The sequence below is a fragment of the Pseudomonas sp. MPB03 genome, from assembly GCF_046605385.1.
Classification (GTDB): domain Bacteria; phylum Pseudomonadota; class Gammaproteobacteria; order Pseudomonadales; family Pseudomonadaceae; genus Aquipseudomonas; species Aquipseudomonas zanjanensis.
Window position 1 is genome coordinate 4261048 of record NZ_CP176770.1, and the last position, 16758, is coordinate 4277805.

The window sequence follows — 16758 nt, forward strand, 5'->3', positions numbered from 1 at the left end:
GTCATGAAACTGATCGGCATGCTGGACTCGCCCTATGTGCGACGCGTCGCCATTTCCGCCAAGTGCCTGGGGGTTGCCCTGGAACACGAATCCGTTTCGGTGTTCAGGCATTTCGACCAGTTCCAGCGCATCAACCCGGTGGTCAAGGCGCCGACCCTGGTGCTGGACGATGGCAACGTGCTGATGGACTCGACGTTGATCATCGACTATCTCGAGGCCTTGGGCGCGCCGGGTAAAAGCCTGATGCCGGTCGACAGTGGGCAGCGGCTGCGCTCCCTGCGCCTGATTGGCCTGGCCCTGGCGGCGTGCGAGAAATCGGTGCAGATCTACTACGAACGCAACCTGCGCCCGACGGAAATCCAACACGCCCCCTGGGTTGAACGCGTGGAAGGCCAACTGGCGGCAGCCTATGACTTGCTAGAGCAGGAACTGGGGAAACAGCCACTGGTCACCGATGGCACACTCGATCAGGCCGGTATTACCGTGGCGGTGGCCTGGAGCTTCACCAATCTGGTGGTGCCGGACCAGGTGCAGGGCAAGTCATTCCCGTCGATCAGCGCGTTCACCGCCTATGCCGAAGGGCTGGAGGCGTTTGTCAGCACGCCGATGGAATAGCGCTGTAAACAGGAAATCCTGGAGGCTACCAGAGTCCTTGTGGAAGCGAGCTTGCTCGCGATGGCGGCAGTTCAGCAGCATTGATGTTGCCTGGCACACTGTCATCGCGAGCAGGCTCGCTCCCACAAAGGCGGCGCACGCCTTGAATCAGCCTGGCGCGCGGGAGCGGACCTGGACCGTCACCCACTCGGACCGCTGGCTGACATCATCCAGGCGCTCGACCTGATAAAACACGCTCACCGACCTGTCGCGCTGTTCCTGCCAATAACTGGCAGGAATCACAAACTTGAGCGATTTGCCTGCCGTGGCCTCGGTGATTTCGCGCTCAAGCACATGAGTGGAGTTGCCATCGCACTGCAACCAAACCCACTCTCCCGCCTCAAGCCCGGGGTCATCGATGACAATCGTCACCCCTTCTTGCAGGTCGTCGACCTCCAGCCACCCGGCGTTCATTTCCAGGATCTGGAGCGCCTTCAGCGCAGGACGCCGCAGCGGACCGATGTGCAGCGACAAAGGCTCGGCACGACGCACCGAATGCCCGTGCCGGACCCCATAGACCAAGGCCAGGTCGTGCCCTTCATGGGGAGCGATCAACGAATGATCGATCCAGAGCGATACCTTACGCCCCACCGCGTAGGCTTCTATGTCCAGCACATCGCGCCACAGCGCGTTGGAATCCTTGCTGGCCGTCAGGATCAAGCGATCGCCGACCGCCATCCTGGCGTAGGGCCGGATGCTCACCCAGGTTCCTTCAGGCACCCGGTTCGGATCGAGACTGCCACCCACCGCATCGTTGGCAATGACAGGCAGCAGTTGCGGCGCGGCATCGCCGATCCCCAGTTGCAGGGGTTCCGAAGCCAGCGTGCCCGGCAACCGTTTGCCCGTCACTTGGTAGGAGATCTCCAGCGAGCCACCGTCCAACTCGGCGATGTGTGGTTCGCGCACGACGAACACGACGTCTCGCCCCACTTGCCGTTCGGTGACGAACCCGGCCACTTCATGCCGGTAGGGTTCGCCATCGTTGTTGACGCCGTGCCAACGCAGCAGCACCTCATCCCCGCACGTCATCATGGGATACGGCTTGACGGTAACCACAGCCTTGCGCCAAGCGGGGTTGATCACCCCGTCCCTGGCCGCCGCCAGGACCGGTGGTGGCAACCTGGTTTCGGACATTGAACGGGGTCGTTGAAGCGATGGATAGGTGATCATGTGCAAGCTCCAGTCCTTGGATGAAGGCACCGTTCCGATAACGGCGCCTGATGGAGCCATTAAAACCCGCCCGCGGCAAACCCACAGCCAGACAAGGCGACAGCGGGAGTGAGCCCTTGGCGCTCGAACCTGTAGCTGCAAACGACAACGGTTATCGGAGGTCTCCTACACCTTTGAGCGCCACCGGGTTACTTCCCATTATTCCCACTGTTTTTATTCCGGTTTCCCTGGATCAGGGCGGTTCCTTCCTACACCGCACAGGATGAGCCTGCATTAGAGTGAAGTCGCAAATTCAAGGTGAACCTCTTCGAAAAAGGTACGAACATGCAACGGAATGCAACCACTCAATTTCCCATCCTGCTGGTCCATGGGTTGTTCGGGTTTGACAAGATCGGCGGCTTCGAACTTTTCCATGGCATCAAACAGGCCCTACGCGCAGGCGGTGCCCGGGTGTTCATCCCGTACTTGTCGGCCACCCACTCCAACGAGGCCAGAGGCGAACAACTGCTGGCGCAGATCGATCGGGTCCTGGCCGGCGCCGGTACTACTCGGGTCAACCTGATCGGCCACAGCCAGGGCGCGCTGGCCGCCCGGTATGCCGCCGCGCTGGCACCTGACATAGTGGCCTCGGTCACCTCGGTCAGCGGCCCCAACCATGGCTCCGAACTGGCCGACTTCCTGCGCAAGGCCCTTACCCCTGGACGATTGCCGGGGCATGTGGCACGGGGTGTCGCCACGCTGTTCGCTGACTTCATCTCGTTGCTGGACGGCCAGGCGCAGCTATCGCCGGCCGCCGTCGCCGCGCTGGCGGCTATGACCACAGAAGGCGTTGGCGCCTTCAATGACAAATACCCCCAGGGCCTGCCGAAGCACTGGGGCGGGAACGGACCGGACCGGGTCAACGGCGTGCGCTACTACTCATGGAGCGGCACGTTGCAAGAATCGGTGGATAAAGAACAGGCGCCTTTGCAGGCTTTCTGCCGCGCCTTTTCCGAATACTTCATCACCGAAGCCGGGCAGAACGACGGCCTGGTCGGGCGTTTCAGTTCGCACTTGGGCAGGGTCATTCGCTCCGACTACCCCATGGACCACGTGGAGGCCATCAACCCTGGAACCGGCAAGGCATGCTTGGGAACAGACCCCGCAGAGCTTTACCTGCGCCACGCCGAGCGCCTGCGCAAGGCCGGCCTTTGATCGCCGGGTCCAAGGTTTTGACGCAATTTTGACAACACCCCGTCGATGAATCCGGTAGGCTCAACACCTTTGAATACATTGAAAGGAATTTTGCCCCATGGCCAAAGCCACTGCCCGCCACATCCTGGTTTCCACCGAAGACAAGTGCAACGAACTCAAGGCCCAGATCGAAGGCGGCGCCGATTTCGCCGAAATCGCCAAGGCCAACTCTTCCTGCCCATCCAGCCGTCAGGGCGGCGACCTGGGTTCGTTCGGCCCGGGCCAGATGGTCAAGGAATTCGACACTGTGGTGTTCAGCGCGCCGATCAATACGGTCCAGGGCCCGGTCAAGACCCAGTTCGGCTACCACCTGCTGGAAGTCACCAGCCGTCAGGACTGATTCCGGTACAGAGACCCTTCACTCAAGGGTGATGTGATTCATTGTGGCGAGGGAGCTTGCTCCCGCTGGACTGCGAAGCGGGCCCAACCATTGGCGGCTGCTGCGCACCCGAGCGGGAGCAAGCTCCCTCGCCACAAGGGCTGGCGATTCATCCGCCGCTCGCGTACAAATCATGTCAACGTTCACCCGGCTTTAAGGCTGACAATGCGACTGGCGTTCCCTTCACTGCTATTGACTGCCGCGGTCCTGCTCACAGGCGCCCCAGGCGTCGATGCAGCACCGCAACATGCCCTGACCGTCTATGGCGAACCCGCCAAATATGCCGAAGGCTTCGGCCACTTCGCCTACGCCAATCCCCAGGCCCCCAAAGGTGGGACCATGCGCCGCTCGGCCATCGAGATCGGCCACTTCGACCACATCCTGCCCTACATCGACAAAGGCATCGGCGTCAGCCAGATCGACGGGATGCTGTATTCGCCGCTGGCCCAGCGCTCGCTGGACGAGCCCTATACCGTTTATGGCCTGGTGGCGCAGAAGATGGAGCGTGCCGACGATGGCCTGTCCCTGCGCTTCTACCTGAACCCCAAGGCCCGCTTCGCCGATGGCAAGCCCATCACCGCCGAGGATGTGCGCTACAGCTTCGAGCTGCTGATGACCCAAGGCAGCCTGCGCTATCGCACCCAGTTCGCGGCGGTCAAGGACGTCGTGGTCGAGGACGAGCGCACCGTGCGCTTCAACTTCAAGAACAACGAAAGCCGCACGCTGCCCCTGGACGTCGCCACCCTGCCGGTCTTTCCCGAACATTGGTGGAAGACCCGCGATTTCGCCAACGGCGGCGGCTACGAGGCCCCACTGGGCAGTGGCCCTTACCGGGTGAGCAAGGTCGATTCCGGGCGCAGCATCACCTTCGAACGCAATGCCGATTGGTGGGGCAAGGACTTGCCGGTCAGTCGCGGGCTCTACAATTTCGACCATTTCAGCATCGAATATTTCGGCGACACCGACGTCGCCCGCCAAGTGCTGCGCGGCGGTGCCTATGACTACAACCGCGAATTTTCCGCCACCGGCTATTCCATCGGCTATGACGGCCCGGCCCTGCAGGACGGGCGCCTGCAAAAGGCCCACCTGGCCAAAGAGGCGCCCCAGACCGCCCAGGGTTTTGTCTTCAACCTGCAAAAACCGCAATTCCGGGACCGTCGCGTGCGCCAAGCCCTGGCGATGCTCTGGGATTTCGAGTGGAGCAACCGCCAGATGATGCGCAACCTTTATGTGCGTCAGCAGAGTTTTTTTTCCAACACCGACCTCGCCGCCCGCAAACTGCCGGACGCCGGCGAGCTGGCGATTCTCGAGCCGTTGCGCGGGCAGATTCCCGACGAAGTCTTCACCCAGGTCTTCCAGGCCCCGAAAACCGATGGCAGCGGCGTGATCCGCGACAAACAACTGCAAGCCCTGGCCTTGTTGGAACAGGCCGGCTGGAAACCCGAGGGCGACCGCCTGGTGAACGCCGAGGGCGAACCGCTGAGCTTCACCTTCCTGAACAGCCAGAACGGTATCGACCGCCTGCTGCTGCCCTACAAGCGAACCCTGGCGCAGATCGGCATCGACATGAGCATTCGCCGCATCGATGCCTCCCAGTACGTCAATCGCCTGATGAGTCGCGACTACGACATGATCATCACCGGCTATCCCGTCAGCACCTCACCGGGCATGGAACTCTACAATTACTTCGGCTCGGCGGCCGCCAACGATCCAGGGGCCAACAACTACATGGCCTTGAAGAACCCGGCGGTGGACGCCCTGATCGACGGGCTGGTCAAGGCCAGCACCCAGGCCGACATGCTGCACCATGCCCACGCCCTGGACCGGGTGCTGCAATGGAATTACTACTGGATCCCCAACTATTACCCGCCGGGCAGCTCGACCGTGTGGTGGAACCGCTTCGGCATGCCAAAGGTCCAGGCCAGCAATGACGAAGCCATCGAAAGCTGGTGGGAAGTGAGCACCACGCCGCTGACCAACGAGCAGATGCGCGCCGAACGCCTCAGGCGCGGCACACCCGGAGGGCCGCATTGATGTGGGCTTATATCGCGCGGCGCCTGCTGCTGATCATTCCCACCCTGGTGATCATCCTGCTGGTGAACTTCGTCATCGTGCAGGCCGCACCCGGCGGCCCGGTGGAACAGGCCATCGCCCACCTGCAAGGCATCGGCGGCGGCAGCGTCGGCGGCTCGGGCGGTGAGATGACCGGCAGCTCCCGAGCCAGTCGCGGCCTCGACCCGCAGTTGATCAAGGACATCGAAAAACAATACGGCTTCGATAAGCCGGCCCATGAGCGCCTGTGGCTGATGCTCAGCAGCTACGCCCGCCTCGACTTCGGCAAGAGTTTCTTCCGCGGCGCCACGGTTACCGACCTGATCCTGGAAAAAATGCCGGTAACCATCTCCCTTGGGCTCTGGGCGACCTTGATCACCTACCTGGTGTCGATCCCCCTGGGCATTCGCAAGGCCGTGCGCCACGGCTCGGCATTCGATGTGTGGAGCAGCACGGCGATCATCATCGGCTACGCCATGCCGGCGTTTCTTTTCGCGATGTTCCTGATCGTGATGTTTGCCGGCGGCACCTCGCTGAACTGGTTTCCGGTGCGCGGGTTGGTGTCGGACAACTTCGAGTCACTGTCGACCCTGGGCAAGATCGCCGATTACTTCTGGCACCTGGTGCTGCCGGTCACGTCGCTGGTGATCGGCGGCTTCGCCACCCTGACGATCCTGACCAAGAACTCGTTCCTCAATGAAATCACCCGCCAGTACGTGGTCACCGCGCGGGCCAAGGGCATGAGCGAACGCCGGGTGCTCTACGGCCACGTGTTCCGCAATGCGATGCTGTTGGTGGTCTCGGGCATTCCCCAAGCGTTTATCAGCGTGTTCTTCGCCGGTTCCTTGCTGATCGAAGTGATCTTTTCCCTCGATGGCCTGGGACGCATGAGCTACGAGGCCGCCGTGTCGCGGGATTATCCGGTGGTGTTCGGCTCGCTGTTCATCTTTACGCTGTTCGGCCTGCTGATCAAACTCATCGGCGACCTCTGCTACACCCTGGTGGATCCGCGCATCGACTTCGCCGCGAGGAACGCCTGATGTTCAAGCTTTCCCCCTTGGGCCGCCGACGTTTCGAACGTTTCAAGAAAAACCGTCGGGGCTGGTGGTCATTGTGGCTGTTCATCGGCCTGTTCATCCTGAGCCTGGGCGGCGAGTTGATCGCCAATGACAAACCGCTGGTGGTCAGCTACCAAGGCTCGCTGTATTTCCCGGTGTTCAAGCGCTACACCGAACAGGCATTCGGCGGGCAGTTGCCGTTCCAGGCCGACTACCGCAGCAGCTATGTGCAGAACCTGATCCACAAGGACGGCGGCTGGCTGTGGTTTCCACCGATCCCGTTCAGCGACGACACGCCCAATTACGACCTCAACCAGCCGGCCCCGAGCCCGCCCTCGGCGGTGAACTGGCTGGGCACCGATGACCAGTCCCGGGACGTGCTGGCCCGGGTGATCTTCGGCGCGCGGGTGTCGATCCTGTTCGCCCTGGCCCTGACCGCCATCAGCGCGCTGATCGGCATCGCCGCCGGTGCGTTGCAGGGCTATTACGGCGGCTGGGTGGATCTGCTCGGACAGCGCTTGCTGGAAGTCTGGTCCGGGCTGCCGGTGCTCTACTTGTTGATCATCCTGTCCGGCTTCGTCGAGCCGAATTTCTGGTGGCTGCTGGGGATCATGGCACTGTTTTCCTGGCTGGCCCTGGTGGACGTGGTCCGCGCCGAGTTCCTGCGCGGACGCAACCTGGAGTACGTCAAGGCCGCCAGGGCCCTGGGGCTGTCCGACCGCAAGGTGATCGTGCGGCATATCCTGCCCAACGCGATGAACGCCACCCTGAGCTACCTGCCCTTCATCCTCACTGGGGCGATCTCCACCCTGACCGCCCTGGACTTCCTCGGTTTCGGCATGCCGGCCGGCAGCGCATCGCTGGGCGAGTTGATCGCCCAAGGCAAACAGAACCTGCAAGCGCCGTGGCTGGGGTTGACGGCATTTTTCACCCTGGCGCTGATTCTTTCCCTGCTGGTATTCATCGGCGAGGCGTTGCGCGACGCCTTTGATCCACGGTCTTGAAAACAGCCATGAAGCGGAACCTTGAGATGAGCGACAACCTGATCGAAATCCGCGACCTGAGCGTGGCCTTCAACGACCAGACGGTGGTGCGCAACCTGTGCCTGGACATCCGCCCCGGCGAATGCCTGGCCCTGGTGGGCGAATCAGGCTCCGGCAAGTCGGTGACGGCCCATTCGATCCTGCAATTGCTGCCCGAGACCGGCACTCGCACCACCGGCAGCATTCGCTACCGTGGCCAGGAACTGCTGGGGGCCGAGGCCAAGACCCTGCGGGAGTTGCGCGGCAACCGCATCGCCATGATCTTCCAGGAACCGATGACCTCGCTCAACCCACTGCACAGCGTCGAAAAGCAGATCGGTGAAACCCTGATGCTGCACCGGGGCCTGGGCGGCAAAGCGGCGCGCCAGCGCATCCTCGAACTACTGGCCCTGGTGGGCATCCAGAAGCCCGCCGAGCGGCTCAAGGCCTACCCTCATCAACTGTCCGGCGGCCAGCGGCAACGGGTGATGATCGCCATGGCCCTGGCCTGCGAGCCGGAGCTGTTGATTGCCGACGAACCGACCACGGCGCTGGACGTGACCGTGCAGCGCAAGATCCTGCTGCTGCTCAAGTCCTTGCAGCAACGGCTCGGCATGTCCTTGCTGCTGATCAGCCACGACCTCAACCTGGTGCGCAGCATCGCCCAGCGGGTGTGCGTGATGCAGGCCGGGGAAATTGTCGAGCAGGCACCCTGCGAAACCCTGTTCAGCGCACCGAAGCATCCCTACAGCTGCGAGCTGCTGCACGCCGAACCGGAAGGGGAGGCCCTGCCTCGGGACGAACGCGAAGACGTGTTGCAGGTGCGGGACCTGCGGGTGAGTTTTGCCTTGGGCGGCGGGCTGTTCCGACGCAAGGAATACTTGCGCGCCGTGGACGGCATCAGCCTGAGCATCCAGCGCGGCAAGACCCTGGGCATCGTCGGCGAATCCGGTTCCGGCAAGTCCACCCTGGGCCAGGCAATCCTGCGGCTGATCGAATCCGAAGGCAGCATCCACTTCCAGGGCCATGCCCTCGAACAGTTATCCCACAAGGCCCTGCGGCCGTGGCGCAAAAAGATGCAGGTGGTGTTCCAGGACCCGTTCGGCAGCCTCAGCCCGCGCATGTCGGTGCAACAGATCATCAGCGAAGGCCTCGAAGTCCACAGCCCGTCCACCGCCGAGGTGTGTGAGGCGCAGGTGATCCAGGCCCTCAAGGAAGTAGGACTCGACCCGCAGAGCCGCCACCGCTACCCCCATGAGTTTTCCGGTGGCCAGCGCCAACGCATCGCCATCGCCCGGGCCCTGGTGCTCAAGCCGGCCCTGATCCTGCTGGACGAACCGACCTCGGCCCTGGACCGCACCGTGCAGAAACAAGTGGTCGCCCTGCTGCGCCAGCTCCAGGAAAAGCACGGCCTGACCTACCTGTTCATCAGCCATGACCTGGCGGTGGTCCGCGCCCTGGCCCACGACATGATCGTGATCAAGGACGGCAAGGTGGTCGAGCAAGGCGCCAGCCATGACGTGTTCGACTCACCCCAGCATCCCTATACCAAGGAGTTGTTGGCGGCGGCGCATCCGGGGTGGGCATAATGCGGCGCATGGCATAGCTTCGTGTCGCGCCCATCGCGAGCAAGCTCGCTCCCACACTGGTCTGCGTCGCACTGAAGATCAAATGTGGGAGCGAGCTTGCTCGCGATGGCGGCTTGACAGGCAACACACAACCCGGATCCGATCATGAACCCCACCGAAAGCCTCAAGGATTACAAGCGCGTGCGCACGCTGGCGATCCGCTCGTTGTTCGAGATCATCGAGCAGTCCAGCGAAGGCACGGTGATTGTCGACCGTGACGCGAATATCGTCTGGATGAACGAGCGCTACGCCCGCCGTTTCGGCCTGAACTCGGCGCAGGAGGCGATTGGCCGGGCGTGCGAGAGCGTGATCCCCAGCAGCCTGTTGCGGGAAGTGGTGCGCACCGGGCGGCCGATCCTGCTGGACATGCAGGACACGCCCAAGGAGCCGCTGGTGGTGATGCGCCTGCCGATCCACGACAGCGCGGGTGCGGTGATCGGTGCCATCGGTTTTGCCTTGTTCGATGAATTGCACAGCCTGTCGCCGATGCTCAAGCGCTACCTGAGCATGCAGGAAGAGCTGGCCTCCACCCGTTCGCTGCTGCGGGCGCGGCAAACCAAGTACAACTTTGCCCATTTCATTGGCACCAGCAGCGCCGGCCTTGAGGTCAAACGTCGAGCCCGGCGCAGCGCCAGTGCTGATTCGCCAGTGCTGCTGCTCGGCGAAACCGGCACCGGCAAGGAGCTGCTGGCCCAGGCCATCCACAGCGCTTCGCCGCGGGCACACAAGCCGTTCGTCAGCATCAACAGTGCAGCGATTCCTGAATCGCTGCTGGAAGCCGAGTTCTTCGGCACCGCGCCGGGGGCCTTTACCGGGGCCGACCGCAAGGGCCGCGCCGGCAAGCTGCAGATTGCCCAAGGCGGCACGCTGTTCCTCGACGAAATCGGCGACATGCCGTTGCCGCTGCAAAGCAAACTGCTGCGCGTGCTCCAGGAAAAGGAATACGAACCCGTGGGCTCCAACGAGATGCTGCAAAGCGACGTGCGGGTGATCGCCGCCACCTCGATGGACCTGGAAGCGGCGATCAAGCGTGGAGAGTTCCGCGCCGACCTGTATTACCGCCTCAACGTGCTGCCGATCCAGGTGCCGCCGTTACGCGAGCGCCTGGATGACTTGCCGGCCTTGAGCGAAGCGATCCTGGAAGAGCTGCGCAGCCAGCACGAACTGAACCCCGCCGCCCTCGACCTGCTGCGACAACACGCCTGGCCGGGCAACATCCGCGAGCTGCGCAATGTGCTGGAACGGGCCGCGCTGCTCAGCGATGACCTGGTACTCACGGCAACGGACATCCGCGCGGCCATCGGGACGTTCACGCCGGTAGCGCGGCCAGCGGACGTGAGCGTCGATCCCCTGCCCCACGAAACCTTCAGCCAGGCCCGGGCGCGCTTCGACCGGCAATTGATCGAAACCACCCTCGCGCAATGCGGGGGCAAGGTGGTCGAAGCGGCCGAGCGGTTGGGGCTGGGGAGGTCGACGCTGTACAAGAAGATGGTGGCGTTGGGGATTGCAGAGTCTCAATAAAGAGACTTTATTTCTCTATTGGTAGACTGCTGATGGGGGAGCGCTTTGCGCTCATCGCGAGCAAGCTCGCTCCCACAGGGGGCCGGGGTTTTCCTGGAATACCCGGTCAACCTGTGGGAGCGAGCTTGCTCGCGATGAGGCCAGCCCAGCCCCTAAAAATCTCCGATTAGAGACAAATCTTTCAACCCACTCCTATAAACACAAATAAAACCCTTATATTTCAGCCAGTTACACACCTGGCACAAAACTCGCTATAGCCCCGCCACCGCTTCACCACAACAATAACAATCCAGGAGACACACCATGAGTGTGATCATTGCCTTGGCAGCTCTCACGCTGCTGATGGTCGCCGCCTACCGTGGCTACAGCGTTATCCTCTTCGCCCCCATCGCCGCCCTCGGTGCTGTCCTGCTCACCGACCCGTCCGCCGTCGCCCCTGCCTTCACCGGGGTGTTCATGGAGAAAATGGTCGGCTTCATCAAGCTCTACTTCCCGGTGTTTCTGCTCGGTGCGGTGTTCGGCAAGCTGATTGAGTTGTCGGGGTTCTCCCGTTCCATCGTCGCCGCGGCGATTCGCTTGCTGGGGACGCGCCAAGCCATGCTGGTGATCGTGCTGGTCTGCGCCGTGCTGACGTATGGCGGCGTGTCGCTGTTCGTCGTGGTGTTCGCGGTGTACCCGTTCGCCGCCGAGATGTTCCGCCAGAGCAACATTCCCAAGCGGCTCATCCCGGCCACCATCGCCCTCGGCGCGTTCTCGTTCACCATGGACGCCCTGCCCGGCACGCCGCAGATCCAGAACATCATCCCCAGCACGTTCTTCAACACCACCGCCTGGGCCGCACCGTGGCTGGGGGTGATCGGTACGATCTTCGTGTTCAGCCTTGGCATGCTGTTCTTGCAACGCCAGCGCAACAAGGCCCAACGCGAGGGCGAAGGCTACGGCACCGAGCTGCGCAACGAGCCGGAAACCGCCGAAGACATCCAGCTGCCGAACCCGTGGATTGCCGTTTCACCGCTGCTGGCGGTGGGGGTCATGAACCTGCTGTTCACCCAATGGATTCCCCAATGGTATGGCAAGACCCACAGCCTGGCGCTGCCGGGCATGAGCGCCCCGGTCACCAGCGACATCGCCAAGCTCACCGCGATCTGGGCGGTGCAGGCGGCCTTGCTGGTGGGCATCATCATGGTCCTGCTGTTCGGCTTCCGGGCCATTCGCAGCAAACTGGCCGAAGGCAGCAAGAGCGCGGTGGGCGGTGCGTTGCTGGCGGCGATGAACACCGCGTCGGAATACGGCTTCGGCGCCGTCATCGCGTCCTTGCCGGGCTTCCTGGTCCTGGCCGACTGGCTCAAGAGCATTCCCAACCCGCTGGTCAACGAAGCGGTGACCGTCACGCTGCTGGCGGGCATCACCGGCTCCGCCTCGGGCGGCATGAGCATCGCCTTGGCGGCGATGTCGGAAACCTTCATCAGCGCCGCACATGCCGCCAACATCCCTTTGGAAGTGCTGCACCGGGTGGCCGCCATGGCCAGCGGCGGCATGGACACCCTGCCCCACAACGGCGCGGTGATTACCTTGCTGGCGGTGACCGGGCTGACCCATCGCGAAGCCTATAAAGACATTTTCTGCATTACGCTGATCAAGACCCTCGCGGTGTTCTTCGTGATCGGTGTGTTCTACGCCACTGGCATTGTGTGAGGTTCCCCATGACAACCCCTCTTTCGGGCAAGACCGCCCTGGTCACCGGCTCCACCAGCGGCATCGGCCTGGGCATCGCCCTGAGCCTGGCCAAGGCCGGCGCCAACCTGATCCTCAACGGCTTCGGCGATGCCTCGACGGTGATCGCCGAGGTGAAACAGTTCGGCGGCAAGGTCGGCCATCACCCGGCCGACGTCAGTGACCCGGCACAGATCGCCGACATGCTCGCCTACGCCGAGCGTGAGTTCGGTGGCGTGGACATCCTGGTGAACAACGCCGGGATCCAGCACGTGGCCGCCGTGGAGGATTTCCCGGTGGAGCGCTGGGATTCGATCATCGCCATCAACCTGTCATCGGTGTTCCACGCCACCCGCCTGAGCCTGCCGGCCATGCGGGCCAAGGGCTGGGGACGGATCGTCAATATCGCTTCGGTGCATGGCCAAGTCGGTTCGGTGGGCAAGGCGGCGTATGTCGCGGCCAAGCATGGGGTGATCGGCTTGACCAAGGTGGTCGGCCTGGAAACCGCCACCAGCAATGTGACCTGCAACGCCATTTGCCCGGGCTGGGTGCTGACGCCGCTGGTGCAAAAACAGATCGATGATCGCATTGCCACGGGCGTCGACCCGCAACAGGCACAGCACGACCTGTTGGCCGAGAAACAGCCGTCCCTGGAATTCGTCACCCCGCCGCAACTGGGGGAACTGGTGCTGTTCCTGTGCAGTGAGGCCGGGAGCCAGGTGCGGGGCGCGGCGTGGAATATCGATGGGGGGTGGTTGGCTCAATAGATACGCAACCTTGTGTGGTGAAAGCGCTCTTTGTGGCGAGGGAGCTTGCTCCCGCTCGGCTGCGTAGCGGCCGCCTATTGGGTCTGCTTCGCAGCCCAGCGGGAGCAAGCTCCCTCGCCACAGAAGCGACCTGGCTACAGGAAGCACCGTTTCACCGCTTGCTCCCTCGCCACAAAGTGCGCCTTGTGCTGCAATGTTTATAAGCCCGAAAAAACAAGAGGCACCCCATGTCCGACATCCTCTGGCAACCCAGCCCCGAACGCATCGCCCAGTCACGCATGGACGCCTTTCGCCGGTTCGCCAACGCGCGGCATCAGTTGCAACTGAACGACTACCCTGCCCTGCACGCCTGGAGCATCGACCAGCGCGAGGCCTTCTGGCAGGCCATCGTCGATTTCTTCGAGATTCGCTTTCACCAAGCCCCCGACGCGGTACTGCTGGAGGGTGCGCAAATGCCCAGCGCCCAGTGGTTCCCGGGCGCCACGCTGAACTTCGCCGAACACCTGCTGCGCCGCCGCGATGACGCCCTCGCCGTGGTAGCGCTGGCCGAAAACGGCGACGAGGAACACCTGACCTGGGCCGAACTCGCCGCCCAGGTCGCCGGCCTGCAAAAAAGCCTGCAAGCGGCCGGCGTGACCCGGGGCGACAGGGTCGCCGCCTGCATGCCCAACACCTGGCAGACGTTGGTGGGAATGCTCGCCAGCACCAGCCTGGGCGCCATCTGGTCGTGCTCATCGCCGGATTTTGGTACCCAGGGCGTCATCGACCGCTTCGGCCAGATCGAGCCCAAGGTGTTGATCACGTGCGCGGGTTATCGCTATGCCGGGAAAACCATCGACCAGCGGCCCAAGATCAACGAGATCCTTGAACGGTTGCCATCATTGCAGCAATTGATCGTGCTGCCTTATGCCCAGCCTGAGGCCCGCGTCGAGGACTTCAAGACCTCGGCCGCCGTCGCGTTGTGGAACGACTTTTACCGAAGCGGTGGCGAACCGGAATTCGTCAGCGTCCCGTTCGACCACCCGCTGTACATCCTGTACTCCAGTGGCACCACCGGCGTGCCGAAGTGCATCGTCCATGGCACTGGCGGCGTGCTGCTGCAACACGTCAAGGAACATGGCCTGCACGTCGACCTCGGTCCCGAGGATCGGTTGTTCTACTACACGACCTGCGGCTGGATGATGTGGAACTGGCTGGTGTCGGCCCTCGCCGTGGGCAGCGCGGTGGTGCTCTACGATGGCTCGCCGTTCCACCCCGGTCCCGCGCGCTTGCTGGACCTGATCGATCAGCAGCGCATCAGCGTGTTCGGCACCAGCCCCAAATTCCTCGCGGCCCTGGAAAGCGAGGGCCTCAAGCCACGGCAAACGCATCGCTTGGACAGCCTGAAAACCCTCCTGTCCACCGGCTCGGCACTGGCGCCCCATAGCTACGACTACGTGTACCGGGATTTCAAGCCCGACGTCTGCCTGGCCTCGATGTCCGGCGGCACCGACATTGTGTCGTGCTTCGTCAACGGTAACCCGCTGTCAGCGGTCCACCGGGGCGAAATGCAGGGCAAGAGCCTGGGCATGGCCGTGCAAGTCTGGAACGAGGCTGGCACGCCGGTCATCGGCGAAAAGGGTGAGCTAGTGTGCACCCGGCATTTCCCGGCGATGCCCATTGGTTTGTGGAACGACCCTCGGCAGGAAAAACTTCGCGCGTCCTACTTCGCCCAATTCCCCGGGGTATGGGCCCAGGGTGACTACGCCGAGGAACTGCCCCACGGCGGCCTGTTGATCCATGGACGCTCCGATGCCGTGCTCAACCCGGGCGGTGTGCGCATTGGCACCGCGGAAATCTACCGGCAGGTGGAAAAGGTCGAGCAGGTGCTGGACAGCGTCGCCATCGGCCAGCAATGGCAGGGTGATGTCCGGGTGGTGCTGTTCGTGCGCCTGCGTGATGGCGTGATGCTGGATGAGGCCTTGGAACAACGGATTCGCCAGGTCATCCGGGCCAACACCACACCACGGCATGTGCCGGCGAAGATCCTCGCCGTCACTGATATCCCGCGGACCATCAGTGGCAAGGTGGTGGAGTTGGCGGTGCGCAACGTTGTGCATGGCGAAGCGGTGAAGAATACCGATGCCCTGGCCAATCCCGGGGCGCTGGAGCAGTTTCGCGATCGGCCTGAGCTGGCGAGCTGACCGTCAGGGCCTCATCGCGAGCAAGCTCGCTCCCACAGGGGGATCGCGGTGATCAAAAGTTTTGTATTCACAGCAATCCACCGTGGGAGCGAGCTTGCTCGCGATGAACGATAACGCGGTCTCCCTTTAAAACAATCAATCCATCAACCCCCACTCACCCGCCGCTGGATCAGCCGGTGGCGCCGCCGCGCCCGACTCGGTATGCAGCTTCAAACGCAACCGCAGGTTGTTCGCCGAGTCGGCATTTTTCAGCGCTTCTTCCTCGTCGATGGCCCCTTCGACTACCAGGTTGAACAGCGCCTGGTCAAAAGTCTGCATGCCCAGTTCCTCCGACTTTTCCATGATGGACTTGAGCTCGCCAAGTTCGTTGCGCCGGATCAGGTCGGCCACCGTCGGTGAACCCAGCATCACTTCCACCGCAGCCCGCCGCTGGCCAGTGCGGGTGCGTACCAGACGCTGGGAGACGAACGCCTTGAGGTTGTTGCCCAGGTCGTTCAATAACTGCGGCCGGCGTTCCTCCGGGAAGAAATTGATCACCCGGTCCAAGGCCTGGTTGGCGTTATGGGCATGCAAGGTGGAAATCACCAGGTGCCCGGTGTCGGCAAAAGCCAGGGCATGCTCCATGGTTTCCCGATCGCGGATCTCGCCGATCAGCACCACATCCGGTGCCTGGCGCAACGTGTTCTTCAGGGCGGCATGAAAACTGCGGGTGTCGACACCGACTTCCCGTTGGTTGATGATGGATTTCTTATGCCGATGGATGTACTCCACCGGATCCTCGATGGTGATGATGTGACCGCTGCTGTTGCGATTGCGGTAATCGATCAGCGCCGCCAGGGAGGTCGACTTGCCCGAGCCTGTCGCACCGACGAACAGCATCAAGCCCTGTTTCTGCATGATGGTGTCCAACAACACCCGGGGCAGTTTCAGGTCTTCGAAGCGCGGGATATCCAGCTTGACGTTGCGAATCACCATGGACACGTCGTTGCGCTGCTTGAAGATATTGACCCGGAACCGCCCGACGCCCGCCAGGGAAATCGCCAGGTTCATTTCCAATTCCCGATCGAACTCAAGGCGCTGTTCGGCGTCCATCAAAGACTCGGCGAGACGGGCAATGTCGCCGACCTTGAAGGCCTCGTTAGCCAAGGGCTTGATCACCCCTTCGAAACGCGCGCATGGCGGCGCGCCCGTGGACATGTAAAGGTCGGAACCATTCTGGCTCGCCAGGATTCGCAACAACGGATCGATTTCCATGGACTGAAACTTCCGCGAGACATCAATGAAACAAGCTGAGCCGAACATGAAATCTTTCAGCCCCACTCGCACTTACCTTCCTCAAAGGATAGTAGACGCCGTGGTACAGACACGACAGGCAGGG

General features: G+C 62.6%; 13 protein-coding genes. 11 read left to right on the forward strand and 2 right to left on the reverse strand.

Annotated features, from left to right (window positions below; translation table 11 throughout):
- Positions 1-3: 3 nt before the first annotated feature.
- Positions 4-615 carry a glutathione S-transferase gene (locus ACLH0I_RS18180; RefSeq protein ID WP_411385004.1) on the forward strand — a complete coding sequence of 204 codons (612 nt, stop codon included), beginning with the start codon at positions 4-6 and terminating at the stop codon, positions 613-615.
- Between the two features lie 147 nt (positions 616-762).
- Here the strand turns inward: ACLH0I_RS18180 and ACLH0I_RS18185 are convergent, their stop codons facing one another.
- The gene (locus ACLH0I_RS18185) at positions 763-1788 is read right to left on the reverse strand and encodes a hypothetical protein (protein ID WP_411385005.1); all 1026 of its coding nucleotides are present in this window, start codon (positions 1786-1788) and stop codon (positions 763-765) included.
- Between the two features lie 360 nt (positions 1789-2148).
- Here ACLH0I_RS18185 and ACLH0I_RS18190 point away from each other — a divergent pair, with 360 nt between their 5' ends.
- The 10 genes from ACLH0I_RS18190 to ACLH0I_RS18235 all read left to right on the forward strand — a co-directional run bounded on the left by ACLH0I_RS18190 (position 2149) and on the right by ACLH0I_RS18235 (position 15380).
- Positions 2149-3018 carry an esterase/lipase family protein gene (locus ACLH0I_RS18190; RefSeq protein WP_411385006.1) on the forward strand — a complete coding sequence of 290 codons (870 nt, stop codon included), beginning with the start codon at positions 2149-2151 and terminating at the stop codon, positions 3016-3018.
- Positions 3019-3115: 97 nt separating this feature from the next.
- A complete protein-coding gene (locus tag ACLH0I_RS18195; protein WP_090370581.1) occupies positions 3116-3397 on the forward strand; it encodes a peptidylprolyl isomerase in 282 nt (93 codons plus the stop codon).
- A gap of 204 nt (positions 3398-3601) precedes the next feature.
- On the forward strand, positions 3602-5470 hold the full coding sequence (locus ACLH0I_RS18200) for an extracellular solute-binding protein (protein ID WP_411385007.1): 1869 nt from the start codon (positions 3602-3604) through the stop codon (positions 5468-5470).
- Positions 5470-6528 carry a microcin C ABC transporter permease YejB gene (locus ACLH0I_RS18205; protein WP_411385008.1) on the forward strand — a complete coding sequence of 353 codons (1059 nt, stop codon included), beginning with the start codon at positions 5470-5472 and terminating at the stop codon, positions 6526-6528. Before ACLH0I_RS18200 ends, ACLH0I_RS18205 begins: the two co-directional genes overlap by 1 nt.
- Entirely contained in the window at positions 6528-7550 is a 1023-nt protein-coding gene (locus ACLH0I_RS18210; RefSeq protein ID WP_411385009.1) for an ABC transporter permease, read from the forward strand. The genes ACLH0I_RS18205 and ACLH0I_RS18210 overlap by 1 nt, the downstream gene beginning before the upstream one ends.
- Positions 7551-7576: 26 nt before the next feature.
- Positions 7577-9157 carry an ABC transporter ATP-binding protein gene (locus ACLH0I_RS18215; RefSeq protein ID WP_411387529.1) on the forward strand — a complete coding sequence of 527 codons (1581 nt, stop codon included), beginning with the start codon at positions 7577-7579 and terminating at the stop codon, positions 9155-9157.
- Positions 9158-9301: 144 nt separating this feature from the next.
- Positions 9302-10717: a sigma-54 interaction domain-containing protein gene (locus tag ACLH0I_RS18220; protein WP_411385010.1), complete on the forward strand. Its 1416-nt coding sequence runs from the start codon at positions 9302-9304 to the stop codon at positions 10715-10717.
- A 303-nt stretch (positions 10718-11020) separates the two neighbouring features.
- Complete coding sequence (locus ACLH0I_RS18225; protein ID WP_186706698.1) at positions 11021-12412, forward strand: GntP family permease; 1392 nt, start codon at positions 11021-11023, stop codon at positions 12410-12412.
- An 8-nt stretch (positions 12413-12420) separates the two neighbouring features.
- The gene (locus tag ACLH0I_RS18230; protein ID WP_250965432.1) at positions 12421-13197 is read left to right on the forward strand and encodes a 3-hydroxybutyrate dehydrogenase; all 777 of its coding nucleotides are present in this window, start codon (positions 12421-12423) and stop codon (positions 13195-13197) included.
- A gap of 227 nt (positions 13198-13424) precedes the next feature.
- Positions 13425-15380, forward strand: a complete 1956-nt coding sequence (locus ACLH0I_RS18235) for an acetoacetate--CoA ligase (protein WP_411385011.1) — start codon at positions 13425-13427, stop codon at positions 15378-15380.
- A gap of 135 nt (positions 15381-15515) precedes the next feature.
- On the opposite strand, the gene ACLH0I_RS18240 is transcribed toward ACLH0I_RS18235, so the two are convergent.
- Positions 15516-16634, reverse strand: a complete 1119-nt coding sequence (locus ACLH0I_RS18240; RefSeq protein WP_411385012.1) for a PilT/PilU family type 4a pilus ATPase — start codon at positions 16632-16634, stop codon at positions 15516-15518.
- Positions 16635-16758: the final 124 nt, after the last annotated feature.

Excerpts from the sequence above, each read along its gene's own strand:
- ACLH0I_RS18180 (WP_411385004.1), top strand. The coding sequence starts at position 4 with ATGAAACTGATCGGCATGCTGGACTCGCCCTATGTGCGACGCGTCGCC.
- ACLH0I_RS18185 (WP_411385005.1), bottom strand. The coding sequence starts at position 1,788 with ATGTCCGAAACCAGGTTGCCACCACCGGTCCTGGCGGCGGCCAGGGAC.
- ACLH0I_RS18190 (WP_411385006.1), top strand. The coding sequence starts at position 2,149 with ATGCAACGGAATGCAACCACTCAATTTCCCATCCTGCTGGTCCATGGG.
- ACLH0I_RS18195 (WP_090370581.1), top strand. The coding sequence starts at position 3,116 with ATGGCCAAAGCCACTGCCCGCCACATCCTGGTTTCCACCGAAGACAAG.
- ACLH0I_RS18200 (WP_411385007.1), top strand. The coding sequence starts at position 3,602 with ATGCGACTGGCGTTCCCTTCACTGCTATTGACTGCCGCGGTCCTGCTC.
- ACLH0I_RS18205 (WP_411385008.1), top strand. The coding sequence starts at position 5,470 with ATGTGGGCTTATATCGCGCGGCGCCTGCTGCTGATCATTCCCACCCTG.
- ACLH0I_RS18210 (WP_411385009.1), top strand. The coding sequence starts at position 6,528 with ATGTTCAAGCTTTCCCCCTTGGGCCGCCGACGTTTCGAACGTTTCAAG.
- ACLH0I_RS18215 (WP_411387529.1), top strand. The coding sequence starts at position 7,577 with ATGAGCGACAACCTGATCGAAATCCGCGACCTGAGCGTGGCCTTCAAC.
- ACLH0I_RS18220 (WP_411385010.1), top strand. The coding sequence starts at position 9,302 with ATGAACCCCACCGAAAGCCTCAAGGATTACAAGCGCGTGCGCACGCTG.
- ACLH0I_RS18225 (WP_186706698.1), top strand. The coding sequence starts at position 11,021 with ATGAGTGTGATCATTGCCTTGGCAGCTCTCACGCTGCTGATGGTCGCC.
- ACLH0I_RS18230 (WP_250965432.1), top strand. The coding sequence starts at position 12,421 with ATGACAACCCCTCTTTCGGGCAAGACCGCCCTGGTCACCGGCTCCACC.
- ACLH0I_RS18235 (WP_411385011.1), top strand. The coding sequence starts at position 13,425 with ATGTCCGACATCCTCTGGCAACCCAGCCCCGAACGCATCGCCCAGTCA.
- ACLH0I_RS18240 (WP_411385012.1), bottom strand. The coding sequence starts at position 16,634 with ATGGAAATCGATCCGTTGTTGCGAATCCTGGCGAGCCAGAATGGTTCC.